Here is a 15,769-nt window from a genome sequence, read left to right on the forward strand (position 1 = left end):
GACCATCATGCGCAGGACATTCCTCCTTGTGGTGCTGTCATTCTGCGGTGCCGCAGTGCTTGCGGACGGCAAGACTGGCTTGTCGATGACGGACGATATTCCGCTCGCCAGCTATCTGCAGGCGCTGGAGCAAATCTCGCCGGCCGCTCGCGAAGCCGCCAATGTGTATCTGCACGCCTATCGGCGGCACTGCGGGCGGGTACTGGGGACGGTCGAACTGCGCAAGGCAATTGCGGACGGTGCCGGCGATCCGGTGTTGATGGCAATGATGCTGGCCGCCTTCCAGCGCGACACCCTGAAGCTGGCGCGCCTGGCCGACGCCGTATCGTGCGTCAGGGGGATGTGAGCCATGTGCTTTCGCCTACTCGTCGTTGCCGCGGCGCTTGCGGCATCCGCCCACGGCCGCGCGGTCGACCTCGGCACGATCGGCCCGCTCTATCCGATTGCCGAGCCGCATCTGCTTGACGACATCCGACAGCGCCTGCAGGAAAAGGAACGCAGCGGTGAACTGAAGCGGCGCGAACAGCGGGCGCGCGAACGCGGCGTCGATGCCGTGGCCCATCCGCAACCGGTCGCGGGCGTCCGGGCGGCGGAAACGGCCCGCACCTTTTATTTCGATCCGAGCTTCACGCTGGACCGCAACGTCTTCGACGACAAGGGACAGTTGCTGTTTGCCGCCGGTACGCGCAAGAACCCGCTCGAAGTGGTTGCGCTGTCCAAGCATTTGCTGTTTTTTGATGCGCGTGACCAGCGCCAGGTGGCACGCGCGCGCGAATTGATCACGTTCTACCGGGGGCGCGCCAAACCGATACTGGTGGGCGGATCCTACCTCGACCTGATGAAGGCGTGGCGCCTGCGCGTGTACTACGACCAGCAAGGGCTGCTGACACGCCGTCTTGGCATTACTCAGGTGCCGGCCATCGTCTCGCAAGAGGGTTTGCGCCTTCGGATCGATGAATTGGTGCTCCCATGAAAACATACGCCCGTTATGTCTTCCTGCTGGCCATGATGATGCCGTTCGGTGACACGCTCGCGCAAATCGCGACCTGCACCGGCAAGTTCCCCAACCCGATCACCGACATTTGCTGGAGCTGCATCCTGCCGATTTCGATCGGCGGTGCACGCATCGCCAACTTCGGCGGCCAGGAAGACATCGACAACCCATCCAGCCCCGTATGCAGCTGCGGCGTGAATCCGACCATCGGCTTGTCGATCGGTTTCTGGGAGCCGGCGCGCCAGGTCGAGGTGGTGCGCAAGCCGTTCTGCCTTGTGTCGCTCGGCGGCATCGATCTCGATCCGGGCATACCTGCGCCGGAAGCCGCCCGCTTCACCCGTCCCGAAGGCGATGGCGACGGCGGCAGCTTCTACCAGGCGCACTACTACGTGAACCCGGTGATGTACTGGCTGGGCGTGATCACGGATTTCCCGTGCATGGAACACGGCTCCTTCGATCTGGCCTACCTGACCGAAGTCGATCCGCTGTGGAACGACGACGAACTAACGCTGATTCTAAACCCGGATGCGGTGCTGTTCGCCAATCCGGTCGCCATCGCCGCCTGCGCCGCCGACTGCATCGCCGCGTCCGCCGGCTTCGGCATGCGCGACCTGTTCTGGTGTGCCGGTTGCCAGGGCAGCATCTATCCGCTGGACGGCCACGTTCCCTACCACTTGGGCGGCGTACGCACGGCGGCGCTGCTGGCGCAACGGCTGACCGCCAAAATGCACCGCGAACTGCTCGCCTGGGGCTGGCACGGCAGCGCCGGCTTGTGCGGCCCGTACTTCCTGCCGGTGATGGACAAGACCGCCTACAAGACGCAGCTGACCTACCCCATTCCCAACACCGACAAGATCGACGGCAAATGCTGCCAGCCGTTCGGCCGCACCACGGTGCTATGGGGCGCGGGCAAGGAATATCCGGTCCGTGGCGAAGACTTCTCCTTCATGTTGTTTCGAAAAAGGAATTGCTGTGTCGGCTTCTAACCCCTCCCCCTACCCGGCCCGCACTGTGCTGTTGGCAATCGTTATGGCAATGACCACTGCTGGCCTACACGATGCACTGGCGCAAGGCAATTCCGCCGTCACCGCTGCCGAACTCGCGCGTGCCGAGCGCAGCCAGACGGTGATTACCGACGGTGACATTCGACGCGCCCAGAAGAAGTACCGCATGCCGACCGAGGACATGTTGCGCCGCGTTCCGGTTCCGGCTGCGCCCAATCTCGACGCGCTTCTGGCACCCGGTTCAACCCGCGCCATCGACCTGGAAGCATTGGCAAAAGGCTACGAAGCCAATACCGATCACATGGCCGCAGCACAGATAAACCGTCCCGGTCCCGGATTGCTGGTCTTTGTCAGCTTCGCCGTGCCTGAACCCACGTTGCAGCGGCTCGTAGATCAAGCCGCCAGGGCGCAGGCAATGCTGGTCATCCGCGGCTTCGTCAATGGATCGCTGCGGGAAACCGTCACCCGTGCGCAGCGCCTGATCGGCAATCGTCAGGTGGCGTTTCACATCGATCCGCAAGCGTTTGACCGCTTTGCCGTCGTCAAGACGCCGACCTTCGTGCTGGTGCGCGACGGCGCTCACGGACAAGCATGCGGCACCGGGCTCTGCTTTGCGCCCGATGCCTTTGCCACGACCGCCGGCGACGTCAGCCTGGACTATGCGCTCGAAGCAATCGAGCGACAAGCGCCGCGATTCGGCGAGGACGCGCGCCGCTTTTTGAAGAAACTTAGGGGGTAGACATGCGCACGATCTTGGTCACCCTCACCGTCTTCCTCGCTTTCTGGATGCAGTTGCCGGCACTTGCCGGTCCACACGAGGATGGCATCGCCGCCGGCCATGCGGCCAACGCCTTCACGCGCAGCACCGTGGACCATACCAGCGCAGCGAACGTCGTCCCGGGCTACACCGCCATGCCGCCGGAACGCGCGTATTACGGTCAGCCAAACTTGGCCGGCCAGGCCAATGCACGCCTTGCCCATTGCGCGCTTACGCCGGGCGACCCGGTATGCGACGCGCAGTTGGGCGCAATCCATTCCGCCAATACGCCCAGGGACGCTGTCACCGCCTATGATCCGGGTGTCGCGCCCGCCAAGGAGATCGCGCGCAACCCTTCCATCGCACTCGGCAGCCTGGCGGCGTATTACGCGGGTTGCAGCACCACCGATGTCGCCACCTCGGCGACGACCCAGCCTCGCCTGTGCCGTCGCTACGCGGGAGCCAACACGTATCAATGCACCCGCAGCTTGACCGTCGGATCGACGCGCAGCGCAAATTGCACGCCGGGCGACTGGTTTGCCCACGCTGGCGCTGGCAATGCGGGCTTTGACGTCCAGTGCCTGCCCGAGCGGCCTGACACGGCACAGCATTTCCGTATCACGCAGTCCGGCGATCCGGCGGCTTTCTTCGACGCCGATTTGACGGTGCCCCGACCGTTTCCGCAACGCGTTGCCGACCTCGGCCCCGACGGCAACGCCGGCATGGCTGGAACGCTCGCCCACCTGTGGGTATGGCTTGCTGGGAACGCCTGCACGTCGACCACGTGTACGGCCACCGCGCTCATCGCGCCCGATCGGCACACGGTATGCACAGGCGCGAGCGACGCCGGGTCTGCCTGCACCACCATAGAACCGTTCAACCCTATCTTTGCCGCCTGTCCGCCCGGACAACAGCACGGCGGCGTGATCCGGCGCGCGTCCGAGACGGGAGAAGCCGGGCCCATGCCCGCGGCAACCCCCATCGTGATCGACTACTACGGCGACTCCACGGTATGGGGGTATGCCAGCGGCAGCGGCGGCCAGGTAGCGCTGCCTGCGCCTGCCGTGTTTGCGGCGGCGCTGCCTGCCGCCACCCAGTTCGACGTGCGCAATGAAGGCGTGAACGGCTCCACCGCCTGCGAATTGCTGCGCGGCGCCGATGGCAGGCACCCGCCATGGGAAGCGCAAATGGCCGCATCCAACGCGTCATTCGTGATCATCAACCATGCCATCAACGACCAGTGGAAAGACAGCCTGGCCGACTATAGCGCCTGCCTCGCGCAGTTGGCGCAAATTGCAAAACTGAACGGCAAGCAAGTCATCTTCGAAACGCCGAACCCGACCCGGGATAGCGGCGTCGGCGGCTTGGACGTTATCGTGCAAGCGATGCGGGACGTCGCGTCACGGGAACAGGTACCCGTCATTGACCAGTATGCGTACCTGACGCGTTACCTGGCTGGCCAGAGTCCGACCACGATCGCGCCGGACGGATTGCATCCAACCGATGCCGTGTATGAAATGAAAGGCAAGTACGCGGCCGAGATATTCGCCGGTCTGTTCCCGAACCCATCCGGTTCGGCATCCCCAACCGCGACGCTGGACGCATCGCGATGCTATCTCCCCTCGCCAACCCCGACGGCGATCGCAGGCAGTGATATGACGGGAGCATACTCTGCCGCGTACTGGACACTGGCGGGTTCCCGCACGGTCACCGGCTGGCAGCGCAATCCCGCATTCCCGCTGCCGATATCCGAAATGACGCTCAGCTATGCCAAGCCGACGGTGCAGGCCACGGAACAAGACCGCTGGGAAGATCAATGCGCGGAACTTGCCGCCGGCGGACGATGCGTACTGGCGAGTGCCGATGTGTGCGTCGACGGACCGTCGACCAAGCGCATCGACGGCCGCGACGTGACGCGCAGTTGCTGGCGCTACGAGAGGACGTTTTCCTGCAACGACGGCACGCCCATCAACGAATGCGCGCCGCTGGCCGCATCCGGCTGTACCCCTGTCGCGTCGGCCTGCCAGCAGCTGAATGCAGCGACCGGCGTGTGCGACGTGTTCCAGGATACCTACCAGTGCCCGGTGTTGGCGCAGACGACCACATCGGCCAGCAACTGTCCCAGCAACGTGTTTTGCCTTGGCGCCAGTTGCTTCAATACCGCTTACACCAACGATACCGACTTTGCGCGCGCCATGTCGTTGATGGAGGCGGCGCGCGAAGCCGGTGTGTATCTCGACACCGACCGCATGCAAGTCTTTAAAGGCGAACGCAACCGCTGCCGCGAACGGCTCCTGACCAATTGCTGTGATACCGACAATGCCGGCGCCAGCATGACCAATCGATCGATGTTCGGCATGGGCTCGCGCCTGGTGTACGACGTACTGATGAACTCGGACAACCGGCAATTCCTCCACCAGGGCATCCAGGCACTGCTCAGCGACGCTGGCTTTAACGGCAGCTTCAGTGCGTACGGGGTGACGGTAGCCGTCAACGGCACCGCGCTGCCCGCCGGCTCGGTCACCCTGTTTGCGGGCGACAGCATCGCGGTTGCGTTTGATCCGTGGTCGCTGGCCATTACCGTCGTCATGTATGTCATTTCGTCGGCCACCTCATGCGATGCAGAGGAAGGGAAGCTCGCGATGAAGGAAGGCGCGCGGCTGTGCCATTCGGTTGGCTCCTATTGCTCCTCCTGCCTGCGCATCCTCGGGCGATGCGTCTCCTGCATCACCCACACCACGTCCAAATGCTGCTTTAACTCCGTGCTGTCGCGCATCGTCAATGAGCAAGGCCGCGTCCAGGTCGGTAAAGGCTGGGGCAGCGCGGAAGATCCGGATTGCTCCGGATTCACGGTTGCGCAGTTGCAATCACTCGATTTTGCGGCGATGGATTTGACGGAGTTTTATGCATCCATTGTTCCCGACATGCCGGATATGGGCGCCATCCGTGCGGCGGGCGCAACGCGCGTGGCCCAGTTTGTGACCGATCCGCGGCAAATGCGGCCAACAACGCCCCCGCAGGTCGGGACACCGGCACCGCCGGCCGGACCGACGCCTGCGCCTACGCCGCCGCAGATGCCGGGTCCGCCGCCATCACCGCCGCCAACGAATGCCAACGTGTCGCCCTTCGGCCAGGATGCGTCGCTCTATACGTCGACTTTCGCAGAGGAATTCGAAAATGGGCTCGACGCAGGGTTATGGAACGACACCATCTGGTACGAGGCATCCAATCCTACGAAAAACTACACGGTCGAGAACGGCGTCCTGAAAATCTGGCCGGAACGTGATGCCAGCGGGCGATTCTTCAATCGCACCATCGACACCGACGGTCGCTACACGCAGACCTATGGCTATTTCGAAATCGAGGCAAAGCTGCCGTTAGGCAAAGGCACGTGGCCGGCGTTCTGGCTGTTCAATCATATCGGCGAGCGCCGTCCCGAAATCGACGTCATGGAAGCCTATGCCGGGGGCGCGGCGCCGTGGGGCTTCACCGATGGCGCCGGGGTCGCTCATCCGCAAGCCTATGCGCCGACGGTATGGAAAGGCGACTACGAGGGACAACTGGTCGGTTCGCGTCAATACGACACCGGCATGGATCTGTCGGCCGGCTTCCACAAGTACGCAGTGAAGTGGGAGCCAAACAAGCAGACCTTCTATTTCGACGGCCAGGAAGTGCTGACGCTGAACGTCACCATGTCCGACCCGATGTACCTGATGCTGGATCTGTGGTACGGCAGCGCGAGCGGCGAGCCAGACGGTTCGACGCCGACCGGAAAAGCGAATTCCTATGAAATCAACTACGTCAGAGCCTGGAGTTTCAAATGAAGCCACGCCATTTCGCCGCAGCCTTCCTGATCGCTTGTACCGCGCACGCGCAGACAGCGTCGGTTCCGCGCACGCCAGTAGCTGATCCGCGCCCGTTGATGATTGCAGCCATCGACTCGCCCAGCGGCACCGCGCACGGCGTACTGACTGGCGAAACCGCAGACGTGATGCGTCGAAAATTCAATGCCAAAACGCCGGTTCTGATCGACGTGTCCACCGAAAAGCGCTATGCGCAAGCCGGCTGCAGTCGCCTCAAGCTGAGGTTTTGGCAAGACGACGTGCAGCTGCCCGGCGCTGCCGGACCGCGCCGGCAGACGATCGAATTCGGCATCAATTATTGCCGCGATGGACGCCCTCCGCGCTCCCTTTCATGAAAGACCCTGTCATGAAAATTGTCGTTGCGCTGGCGATCACCGCCTGCATGATCACCGCGCATGCCCAGATTCGAATGCCAACGGCTGTTGCGCCTGAACGCAATTCCTCGTACTGGAGCGACAGCCAGCGCGGATGGCATTTCTACGAAGACCCGGAAGCCGAATTGGAACAACCGCCGCTGCCCAAGGCAGAACCGCGCAAAGCCGGGCTGCGCAAACCACCGGAAATCGCCGCGTTCGAACGACTGCAGAAGACGCTGGAGGAAACCCGCAACATCGCGATCATCCATCCGACCGAGACCAATGTGCGGCGCTACATGGAACTGGAGGCCAGGGTTGTGAACCAGGCCTCACTGTTTGCCGATGTCGCGCAACGGGTTGCGTGGGCAACGCCGACGCTCGATCCCACCCTGCACGGCCGCCCGGTCAATGCCAAAGCGTTGCAGGTGTTTGAACAAACCCAGCTGGAATCCCGGTCGCATTCGGTCGCCGAGTTGGCCAAGGATCACGTGCTGTTTTTTTTCTTCCGCAGCGACTGCCCGTATTGCCATGCATTTGCGCCAACGCTAACAGCATTTCAGGCGCGTCATGGGATCACGATCGTCGCTATCAGTGTGGACGGCGGCGGCATTCCCGGCTTCGCCGCGCCGCGGCGCGACAACGGCATTGCCCGCACGCTGAATGTGACCCAGGTGCCTGCCGTGTTCCTGGCGCAGCCGTTCACCGGAAAGATTGCACCAATCGGATTTGGCGTGCTGTCGGAATCGCAACTGCTCGAACGCATTAACACTTTGTCGGCCCAGCAACCCGAAGCCATGCCGCCGCGCGCCACCACCCCGATCTCGCTGCACGATTCGCCGCATTAAGGAGCCCCCATGCCCGCCCATACCGTCCACCGTGCCATCGCCCTCGTCACTGCCTGGTCGCTACTGCTGGCCCCCTTGTCGCTGCGCGCCGCCGACCTGAATGGAGAAGTCGACAACATGTTCAACAGCCTGGGCGTCATCGGCAATTACACCGCGCCCGGCGCCTTCCGGGGCCAGACGTTCAATACCTATGCAGGCGGCAGCCTGTTTCTCCGGGCGCCCAACAAGGTGTATCAGTTGGCCGCGATCCAGTTCCCCAGCGCCAAGGCCGGTTGCGGCGGCATCGACGTGTTCGGCGGTTCGTTCTCGCATATTTCCGCGACCGAGTTCAGGAACATGCTGCGCAATATCACCGCCGCGCTGCCGGGCATCGCGTTCCAGTTGGCGCTGGAATCAGTATCGCCCTTGCTCGGCGGGCTAACGAAGTGGGCGAAAGGGTTGGAAACCTGGATCAATAACGCGCGCATCAATTCCTGCGAAACCGCGAAGGCGCTGGTCAGCACCGCCGCCGAATCGGTTGGGTACAGTGCGCAGGAAGCGTGCGCCGACATTGCCATCGAGATGGGCCTGGAAACCGACCGCGACGCTGCACGACGTCGCTGCGCCTCGGACCGTGCCGGCATCCTTGCCAGCGCACGTACATCGACCGATCCGAACATCCGGAACAAGGCGCCGTTTGTCGGCAACCTGACCTGGAAGGCGCTGCAGCATGCCGGCGCCTATCTGGACGACGCGGAGCGGGAACTGATCATGAGCATGGTGGGCACCGTGATCATCTATCCGGAAGAATCCGGCCGCGACCCTGCCCCGATCGCGCCAACGCTGACCTCGATCAGCCATCTGCTGTATGGCCAGGCGAATGCGACGCCCGCCGGGAATGTCACGCAACATCTGCTCCGGTGTAACAACACTACCGATTGCGACGTCGTCACGGTCGATACCACCTATGTTCACACGCCGTTCACCAAGAAGGTCGAGGACCTGATGCGGTCCATTGCGTCGAGGATCGCTTCCCGCACCGCGATTCCCAATAACTCGCCGGAAGTCGGCTTCGTCAATCAAACCACCGAACCCGTGTACAAGATGCTTTCGATCGGCGCAACGATTCCCGGCTCCGGCCTGGCCGACAGCCTGATCGGCCAATACCGGGACGTCATCGCCGCCGATTACGCCTACGTCTTCCTCGAAAAGAACCTGCGTGTGGGCATGGCTGCGCTCGACAAGGATTTCACGCTGTCGTCGACGCAGCAGAAGAAGGCGGATGTCATCCGCCAGCGTGCGCAGGGACTGCTGCTGCAAATCGGCCAGGAAAAGAACCTCCTGTATCAGAAGGTCGGTTCGTTCAAAGCCGTGTCGTCCCATCTCGAACAGCTGGAACGTCAACTGCGCAGCAGCATGCCGCAGCATGTGATGGACATGCTCGGCCAGCAGGCCGCCTATTTGGGCAGATAAGCTCGACCTACCAACCGGACCGGAACGCCATCATGTGGGAAATCTTTGCCTACCAAAATTCGGACAGCCTGTTTGGCATCTTCAATGCGGTGGCGGCTATCCGCGGATCGGATACCTATCTCGGCGCGATCGCCGGCGTGGTGTTCTGCGGATTCATCGCCGCCCTGCTCGCGTATGCGTTCGCGCCGCAGAAGCTGCAGGGTTGGCAATGGCTGGCCTCGGTCGTGCTCGTGTATTCGATCCTGTTTGTGCCGCGTGTCGAGGTGGGCATTGTGGACAAGACCGGCGGCGCGCCGGTCAGGGTCGTCGCAAATGTACCGTTTGGGATCGCCCTGTTTGGTGGGCTCACCAGCACCATCGGCAATACCCTCACGGAACTGTTCGAAACCGCGTTCCAGGCCATTCCCGGCAACGCGAACCTGCCCAGTGAGCTGACCTATCAAAAGAACGGGCTGATGTTCGGTAATCGTCTGATCCGGGATACCGGCAAGGTGGTGTTTCAGGATCCTAATTTCCGCACTGACTTGGTCAACTACATTCATAACTGCACCATGTATGACCTGATCGATGGCAGCATCGATCCGGCGGCATTTTCGCGCGCGGAGGATGTCTGGAGCATGATGGCCAATCCCAATCCGGCCCGCTTCACCACCTTGACACGCAGCGGCGGCACGGTCACCACCGACACCTGTCCCAATGCCTACAATGATTTGGCCGGAAGGATTCCGGCGCAGGTCAGCAGCATCCAGGACAGGCTCGCCGGCCAGTTGAATCCGACCTTGCCCGGCACCGCGGCAGCCGCCGTGATCGCCGCACAAATCCAGCAGGCGTACCTGAAGAACAGCATCGCCAGCGCTGCGGCGACCGCTGCCGATATCATCCGCCTGAATGCCGTCATCAACGCAATCAACGATACCAGCCAGATCATCGGCCAGAAGATCAACGATCCCGCGTCGATGGTGCTGGCGGTGGGCCGGGCGCAGGCGATGGCGCAGACCAACGCTGCATGGATCAACAACGGCAAAATTGCCGAACAGGCGCTGCCGGTGGTACGCAACGTGGTCGAAGCGCTCGCCTACGCGATTTTTCCGATCGTGGTGCTGCTGCTGTTTCTCACCAGCGGCCGGGAAACCATGATGGCATTGAAGAACTATATTGCGGTGCTCATCTGGATCCAGCTCTGGCCGCCCTTGTACGCGATTCTCAACTATATGGCGAGCATGTATGCCGCCAGCGAACTGGCGGCTGCCGCGAATGTCGGCGGCGGGCTGACGGCGCTATCGCTGCTGACCGCTTCCTCCATTTATTCGAACGCCATTTCATCCGAAGCGGTTGTCGGCTACCTGACTATCAGCATTCCGTTTATCGCGTGGGCGGCACTGAAGCGCATGGAGAACTTCGGCAACAGCGTTGTCGGAGGACTGTCAGGATTGCAATCTGCGATAAGCTCGTCTACGGGTTCTTCAGCCGTCGGCAACGTCAATATGGGCAATGTAGCAATGGATCAGATGCAGCTTGCGCCGAACCGCACGTCGGCATTCATGAGTAACATGCAAAGCGATGCCACCGGAAATAGCACCACTTCGAATGTGCTCAACGGCCGCAGCGCTGTCAGTCTGTTGCGCAACCAAGGCTTTGCCTCACGCGTGGTATCGATGCGGGTATCGGAACAGAATGTGACCGAAGCCAATAAAGAGGCCAATGCCGCACGAAGCGAGGCGATCGCTGCCAACACGGAACGCTCGGTGGTGTTGGCGGATGCGCTGACCAAGGGAATCGCCAAGTACCGGTCGTCGCGCAGCAGCGGTGGAACGTCGTCCAGCAGTTTCGAGCAAGTGGGGGAGAATCTGAATCGCCTGGATCAGATTACCAAAGGAGTCGCAGAGAAAACCGGGCTATCGCAGTCACAAGTTGCACAGATCGCATTTGGTGCAGCGGGCCATGTCGGAGCATCGGGTGCATTCGCGGGAGCGGAAATCAAGGCCAGTGCCGGAAAATCGTACCTGTCCACACTCTCGGGCGAACAGCAAAAGGTACTGGGTTCAATGACCGCCGATCAGGTCGCTGAATTCAAGCAGTTTGGTGACCGCGTATCCCGGGATACGAGCTTCATCAATGCCATTGGATCCGATTCCAGGGAGGCGAAGGATATGTCGTCGCGCCTTGCTACAGCAATATCAAGGTCCGAACGTGCAGATGCCACGCTTGCCCAACGGACGGCTTTTGCTGAGCGGCTTGCCTCTGCTCGTGAACATGGGGAGACAATTTCGATCGACATCGCGCAAGATCCGCATAACGTCGAGATGTTCATGCACTATGCGGAACATTATGGCGGCGATAGCGCCGCGGCGTTCGCGCTGTTCGATGCAGAACTGGCGCGCCAAGGTTTGCGTCCCAATCGCATTTTCTCGGATGGAACGGCTGTACCTGCTTCTTTCGAGGATATACGTACTCGGCACGGCCAAGACGCTGCTGATCCGCATTTGAATCCCGATACAGCTGCGATCAATCGCGAGCACCACAAACAAGTCTCACGCTTCAATACATCTGTTCTGAGCACCGCAGGCACAACAAAGCCTTCAGAAATTCGCAGAGGCATACAGGCGCAAGGTGCCGAAATTCGTAAACAAGCGGGTTTTGCGGATCAGGAATTTGATACGAAGGCGGAAATCGCCAAGACTCCTGACGGAACATTCGCGTCGAAGAAGTCTTTGCTGAAACAAGCAGGGAAGCAGGCAGCGCAAGATGCCGCCGCTACCGTCGACAATGCCAAAGACGCTGTGCAGGATTTGTTGAATAAAAAATAGCCGTCCCGTCACTAGAGCTTGTCCGGATCAAATTGATGATGCCCATGCTCCGGCTCTAGCGGACTGGTTAGCGGTGGCCGGCCTTTATCCCGCCAATAATTCCGTGCTAGATCTTCTGGCGTAACGCCAAGACCGGCGAGTGCATCATCGTCGGATTTAAGCGCAATCCCCTTCTGGCCAATGCCAGCAATCGCACCGCCGACCGCCACTCCGGCGAGCGCCCCGATGGAGATCATTACGATTTTCAATCCTACGTCATCTGGGATTGACGTGAACAGGCCAATGAGCGCACCTGCCATCGTTCCGACCAAAATAGGAAGTTTCTTCATGTGAAATCGTCCACCGTTTCGCGACTACATTGCTTAAAAAGTATCAACCAATTCATCTATTTGCAAGAATTCGTTCAGCTCTTTTGCATGGCTTTTCTCTTATGGCAAAACAACAATATGCTCTGGTATGCTCTACGCCGACATAACTATTCTTGCAATAAGGCAAAATGGCGCAACAAAAACAAATCTCGAATACTACGCGCGCGCTACTTGCCTATTGGCGCGCGGCACTCGCAGATAGTTGCCTTTCTCACCCGACAGTTCCCGAAGATTGCGAACCCATACGGATCGGTCAAAACGAGAAGGGCGTGTGGCGGGTCACGGAAGCGCCGGACAACTGGATCAAATCGACCTTTGCAGCCAGCAAGGCGAACAAGGCCGAAGACGGCGATGTGCGCAAACCGATTCCGCTATTGCTGATCCCGGCGCTTCTGGTGCCGAAAAGCGTACACGGTATAAAGCGCCGCGGAGCGGAATCGGACGATTGTCTTGTCCCTTTATGTATCCCCTGCATGCTCACGCCGGAAGGGTCGCTGCTGGCGGACACGGAACGCCTGCCATGGGTACCGCGCAAACTGCTTGAGCCAAGCCACAAGTTTGTCACAGTCGGACTCTTGGCCGACCTCGATAAATACTTGACGGAACTCACCAGAAAACCCGGCACCTTGTCCGACACCTTGGCGATCGCCGCGAAACTGTTTGCGCAAGTCACCGGATGCCAGCTGGAGCTGCTCGTACGCGATTCCGACGATGAGGCGTCCGTGCTGCCGCCGCTGAACATTGAAGACCATGCTGTCATCGACGGGTGGTTTGGCGTTCCCTACGAACCGCCGATCATGGCGCGGCACATCATTCGCCTCTACGATCTGCTGGCTGAAGCGCAGACGGCAACGCCGCTGCTGGAAATGCTGGCCCACATGCCGGATCGCCGGAAGCAACCGCCTATGGTGCTCGCGCAATCCGCACCTCGCTTCAAGAAAATCGTCGGCCATATTCACCCCAAATACCCGCTGTCGGTGTCACAGCACGAAGCGATGGTGGAAATGCTTGGTGTGAAAGAAGGCGACATCCTGGCCGTCAACGGCCCACCCGGCACCGGCAAGACGACGCTCCTGCAAAGCGTGGTTGCACAGGAATGGGTCATGGCGGCGATCAACGGCCAGCCCTGCCCGATCATTGCGGCGACCTCCACCAACGTCAAAGCCGTGGAAAACGTGCTAGACAGTTTTGCACGGCTATGCCATGAAACCGCGCACGAGCGCTGGTTGCCCGACATCGGCGGCTTCGGGCTGTTTCTCGCATCGGCATCGCGCGACTCGGAGCATCCTACCTATAACGGCCCTAATGAACATCACTTCATCCAGTTTGAAACGCCGGATTGGGTCAAGAAGGCCAAAGACCATTACCTGAAGCAGGCAGGCAAGCTCTCTCAGCTAAATGGGAAGAAGGACACGGTCGATGACGTGGTTGCCGGATTGCGCAAGCTCCTGCGCGATTATCACCAGTATTTACAAGAAGTGGTCACGCAGCGCTATCGGATATTCGACTTCATCGGCAAGGACGAATCGATCGGAGCGCAGACCGGGTTGAAGCAAGTGATGTCGGCGTGTCGGCAGCACATCCACGCGGCGGAACAGGAGATCGCGGAAGCCGAGCGTATTGTCCAAGATTGCGTGGAACAAAAGGCCGCCGAGCAAGCGCAGCACGAGCGCAAACTGCAGGAAATCCGAGATGCCGAACTGACCTGGACGACCTATCTGGCCTCGTTGCTCTCGTTGCTGCTCGATCTGTTGGCTTTTCTTCCCCCTGTCAAACGCCATCGCAATGCGCGCGACCGGAAATTTTTGCTCGCCAATCCGCTCACCAGCGCGTTACAGCATCGCGACGACGGCGTGGACGCCTACTTCGCCACATTGATCAGGCATGAAAAACTGCGCACACGGGCCGTCATCGCGGATATCCAAACGGTGGAAGACGCGGCAGCCAAACGCCTCGCCACAGCGCGCGCCGAAAAGGCTCGGTTCATGGAGCGACTTGGCGAAGCCGAATCGCTGATGAAAGACTGGCTGAAACTCCTGGCAGATGCGTTTGCGGAATGGGCCGACGTTTCCTTGTGCGATCTGAATGACAAGCTCGATGTCCGCATCAGGGCCCCCATGTTCCAGTTAGCAGATTGGTATTGGTCGGGTTGCTGGCTGCGCGAAATGGAAACCCGGCTCCAGGATGGCGGCAAGGATTCCAAGGCGCCGCAGAAGCTGGAAACGATGCTGCGCCGCTTCGCCAAGCTCACACCGTGCATGGTATCCAACTTCCACATGGCGCCGGCGTATTTTTGCGGATGGATGGGAGACCAGCCAATCCCCTTGTGGAACGTCATCGACCTCCTGATCGTCGACGAGGCCGGACAGGTGTCACCGGAAATCGGCGTGCCGGCCTTTGCACTTGCCAAGCGCGCCGTGGTCGTCGGCGATGTACATCAGATTGAACCGATCTGGAATGTTGCAGAAGGTATCGACCGTGCCAATGCTGCGAAATTCGGCCTGATCCAGAAATGGGACGACCCGCATTATCTGAAAATGGAGCAGGATGGCTATACCGCCTCCAAGGGCAATCTGATGCAGATCAGCTCGCGCGCCTGCCAGCTGCAAAAATACCCGGACATGCGCGGCCTCATGCTGGTCGAACACCGCCGCTGTGTGCCGGAGCTGATCGACTATTGCAATAAGCTCGTCTACGGAGGAAGGCTCGACCCTGTGCGCAAATCGATACCGCCGGGGCAAAGAGTCCTCCCCGCGTTCGGGTATTTTGCGATCGCAAGTCGCGATCAAAAGGTGGGAGGCAGCCGTAAAAACATGGTCGAAGCCCGGGCGATCGTCGACTGGATTGTGCAAAATCGGGAGCGACTTCAGGATCATTACCGGGACCCGAAAACAGGTCTTCCACAACATATCAGCAAGATCGTCGGCATCGTAACGCCCTTCTCGTCCCAGGCATATTTGATTACCAGCTTCATCAAAAAGAAGATGCCGGACACGAAGGAAAAAGGCTGCGCGATCACCGTAGGCACCGTGCATCGCCTGCAAGGCGCGGAGCGCGAAATTGTGCTCTTTTCCCCGGTCTACGGCGAGGATCACCGGCACGGCATGTTCTTCGACAATGGCCGCAACATGCTGAACGTCGCCGTATCCCGGGCTAAAGACAGCTTTCTGGTCTTCGGCAATGTGTCGCTGTTTAAACCGGAAAAGAGCGGCTCACCGTCTGGGCTGCTGGCGCAATACCTGTTCAAGCATGAAGAGAACAATCTCTCCAGCGCGGTTCAGACTGGCCAATCGACTTCCTTTACATTTATCTAGCCGGCTACC

11 protein-coding genes are annotated in these 15,769 nt (G+C 60.4%); 10 read left to right on the forward strand and 1 reads right to left on the reverse strand.

Features of this window, described 5'->3' with window-relative positions; all coding sequences use genetic code 11:
• Window positions 1–7: 7 nt before the first annotated feature.
• From ACNOHI_RS13760 to ACNOHI_RS13800, 9 genes are read left to right on the forward strand one after another with little or no spacing between them, the layout of a single operon-like run.
• The gene (locus ACNOHI_RS13760; RefSeq protein WP_420475240.1) at window positions 8–346 is read left to right on the forward strand and encodes a hypothetical protein; all 339 of its coding nucleotides are present in this window, start codon (window positions 8–10) and stop codon (window positions 344–346) included.
• A gap of 3 nt (window positions 347–349) precedes the next feature.
• On the forward strand, window positions 350–973 hold the full coding sequence (traW, locus tag ACNOHI_RS13765) for a type-F conjugative transfer system protein TraW (RefSeq protein ID WP_420475241.1): 624 nt from the start codon (window positions 350–352) through the stop codon (window positions 971–973).
• Window positions 974–1,005: 32 nt separating this feature from the next.
• Entirely contained in the window at window positions 1,006–1,980 is a 975-nt protein-coding gene (gene traU, locus ACNOHI_RS13770) for a conjugal transfer pilus assembly protein TraU (protein WP_420475367.1), read from the forward strand.
• A gap of 43 nt (window positions 1,981–2,023) precedes the next feature.
• Window positions 2,024–2,737, forward strand: coding sequence for a type-F conjugative transfer system pilin assembly protein TrbC (gene trbC, locus ACNOHI_RS13775; protein WP_420475242.1), 714 nt, complete (start codon window positions 2,024–2,026; stop codon window positions 2,735–2,737).
• Between the two features lie 2 nt (window positions 2,738–2,739).
• Window positions 2,740–6,579, forward strand: coding sequence for a type-F conjugative transfer system mating-pair stabilization protein TraN (gene traN, locus ACNOHI_RS13780; RefSeq protein ID WP_420475243.1), 3,840 nt, complete (start codon window positions 2,740–2,742; stop codon window positions 6,577–6,579).
• Window positions 6,576–6,953 (forward strand): hypothetical protein, encoded by a 378-nt coding sequence (locus ACNOHI_RS13785; protein WP_420475244.1) that lies wholly within the window; start codon window positions 6,576–6,578, stop codon window positions 6,951–6,953. Before traN ends, ACNOHI_RS13785 begins: the two co-directional genes overlap by 4 nt.
• An 11-nt stretch (window positions 6,954–6,964) precedes the next feature.
• Window positions 6,965–7,819 (forward strand): conjugal transfer protein TraF, encoded by an 855-nt coding sequence (traF, locus tag ACNOHI_RS13790; RefSeq protein ID WP_420475245.1) that lies wholly within the window; start codon window positions 6,965–6,967, stop codon window positions 7,817–7,819.
• A gap of 9 nt (window positions 7,820–7,828) precedes the next feature.
• Complete coding sequence (locus ACNOHI_RS13795; RefSeq protein ID WP_420475246.1) at window positions 7,829–9,271, forward strand: conjugal transfer protein TraH; 1,443 nt, start codon at window positions 7,829–7,831, stop codon at window positions 9,269–9,271.
• 32 nt (window positions 9,272–9,303) lie between these two features.
• Window positions 9,304–12,078: a conjugal transfer protein TraG N-terminal domain-containing protein gene (locus ACNOHI_RS13800; RefSeq protein WP_420475247.1), complete on the forward strand. Its 2,775-nt coding sequence runs from the start codon at window positions 9,304–9,306 to the stop codon at window positions 12,076–12,078.
• Window positions 12,079–12,089: 11 nt separating this feature from the next.
• Here the strand turns inward: ACNOHI_RS13800 and ACNOHI_RS13805 are convergent, their stop codons facing one another.
• The gene (locus tag ACNOHI_RS13805) at window positions 12,090–12,407 is read right to left on the reverse strand and encodes a hypothetical protein (RefSeq protein ID WP_420475248.1); all 318 of its coding nucleotides are present in this window, start codon (window positions 12,405–12,407) and stop codon (window positions 12,090–12,092) included.
• A 167-nt stretch (window positions 12,408–12,574) separates the two neighbouring features.
• Here ACNOHI_RS13805 and ACNOHI_RS13810 point away from each other — a divergent pair, with 167 nt between their 5' ends.
• Complete coding sequence (locus tag ACNOHI_RS13810; RefSeq protein WP_420475249.1) at window positions 12,575–15,760, forward strand: AAA domain-containing protein; 3,186 nt, start codon at window positions 12,575–12,577, stop codon at window positions 15,758–15,760.
• Window positions 15,761–15,769: the final 9 nt, after the last annotated feature.

This window comes from Noviherbaspirillum sp. ST9, assembly GCF_048799745.1.
In the GTDB taxonomy this organism is placed as follows: Bacteria; Pseudomonadota; Gammaproteobacteria; order Burkholderiales; family Burkholderiaceae_D; genus Noviherbaspirillum.

Excerpts from the sequence above, each read along its gene's own strand:
- ACNOHI_RS13760 (WP_420475240.1), top strand. The coding sequence starts at position 8 with ATGCGCAGGACATTCCTCCTTGTGGTGCTGTCATTCTGCGGTGCCGCA.
- traW (WP_420475241.1), top strand. The coding sequence starts at position 350 with ATGTGCTTTCGCCTACTCGTCGTTGCCGCGGCGCTTGCGGCATCCGCC.
- traU (WP_420475367.1), top strand. The coding sequence starts at position 1,006 with ATGATGATGCCGTTCGGTGACACGCTCGCGCAAATCGCGACCTGCACC.
- trbC (WP_420475242.1), top strand. The coding sequence starts at position 2,024 with ATGGCAATGACCACTGCTGGCCTACACGATGCACTGGCGCAAGGCAAT.
- traN (WP_420475243.1), top strand. The coding sequence starts at position 2,740 with ATGCGCACGATCTTGGTCACCCTCACCGTCTTCCTCGCTTTCTGGATG.
- ACNOHI_RS13785 (WP_420475244.1), top strand. The coding sequence starts at position 6,576 with ATGAAGCCACGCCATTTCGCCGCAGCCTTCCTGATCGCTTGTACCGCG.
- traF (WP_420475245.1), top strand. The coding sequence starts at position 6,965 with ATGAAAATTGTCGTTGCGCTGGCGATCACCGCCTGCATGATCACCGCG.
- ACNOHI_RS13795 (WP_420475246.1), top strand. The coding sequence starts at position 7,829 with ATGCCCGCCCATACCGTCCACCGTGCCATCGCCCTCGTCACTGCCTGG.
- ACNOHI_RS13800 (WP_420475247.1), top strand. The coding sequence starts at position 9,304 with ATGTGGGAAATCTTTGCCTACCAAAATTCGGACAGCCTGTTTGGCATC.
- ACNOHI_RS13805 (WP_420475248.1), bottom strand. The coding sequence starts at position 12,407 with ATGAAGAAACTTCCTATTTTGGTCGGAACGATGGCAGGTGCGCTCATT.
- ACNOHI_RS13810 (WP_420475249.1), top strand. The coding sequence starts at position 12,575 with ATGGCGCAACAAAAACAAATCTCGAATACTACGCGCGCGCTACTTGCC.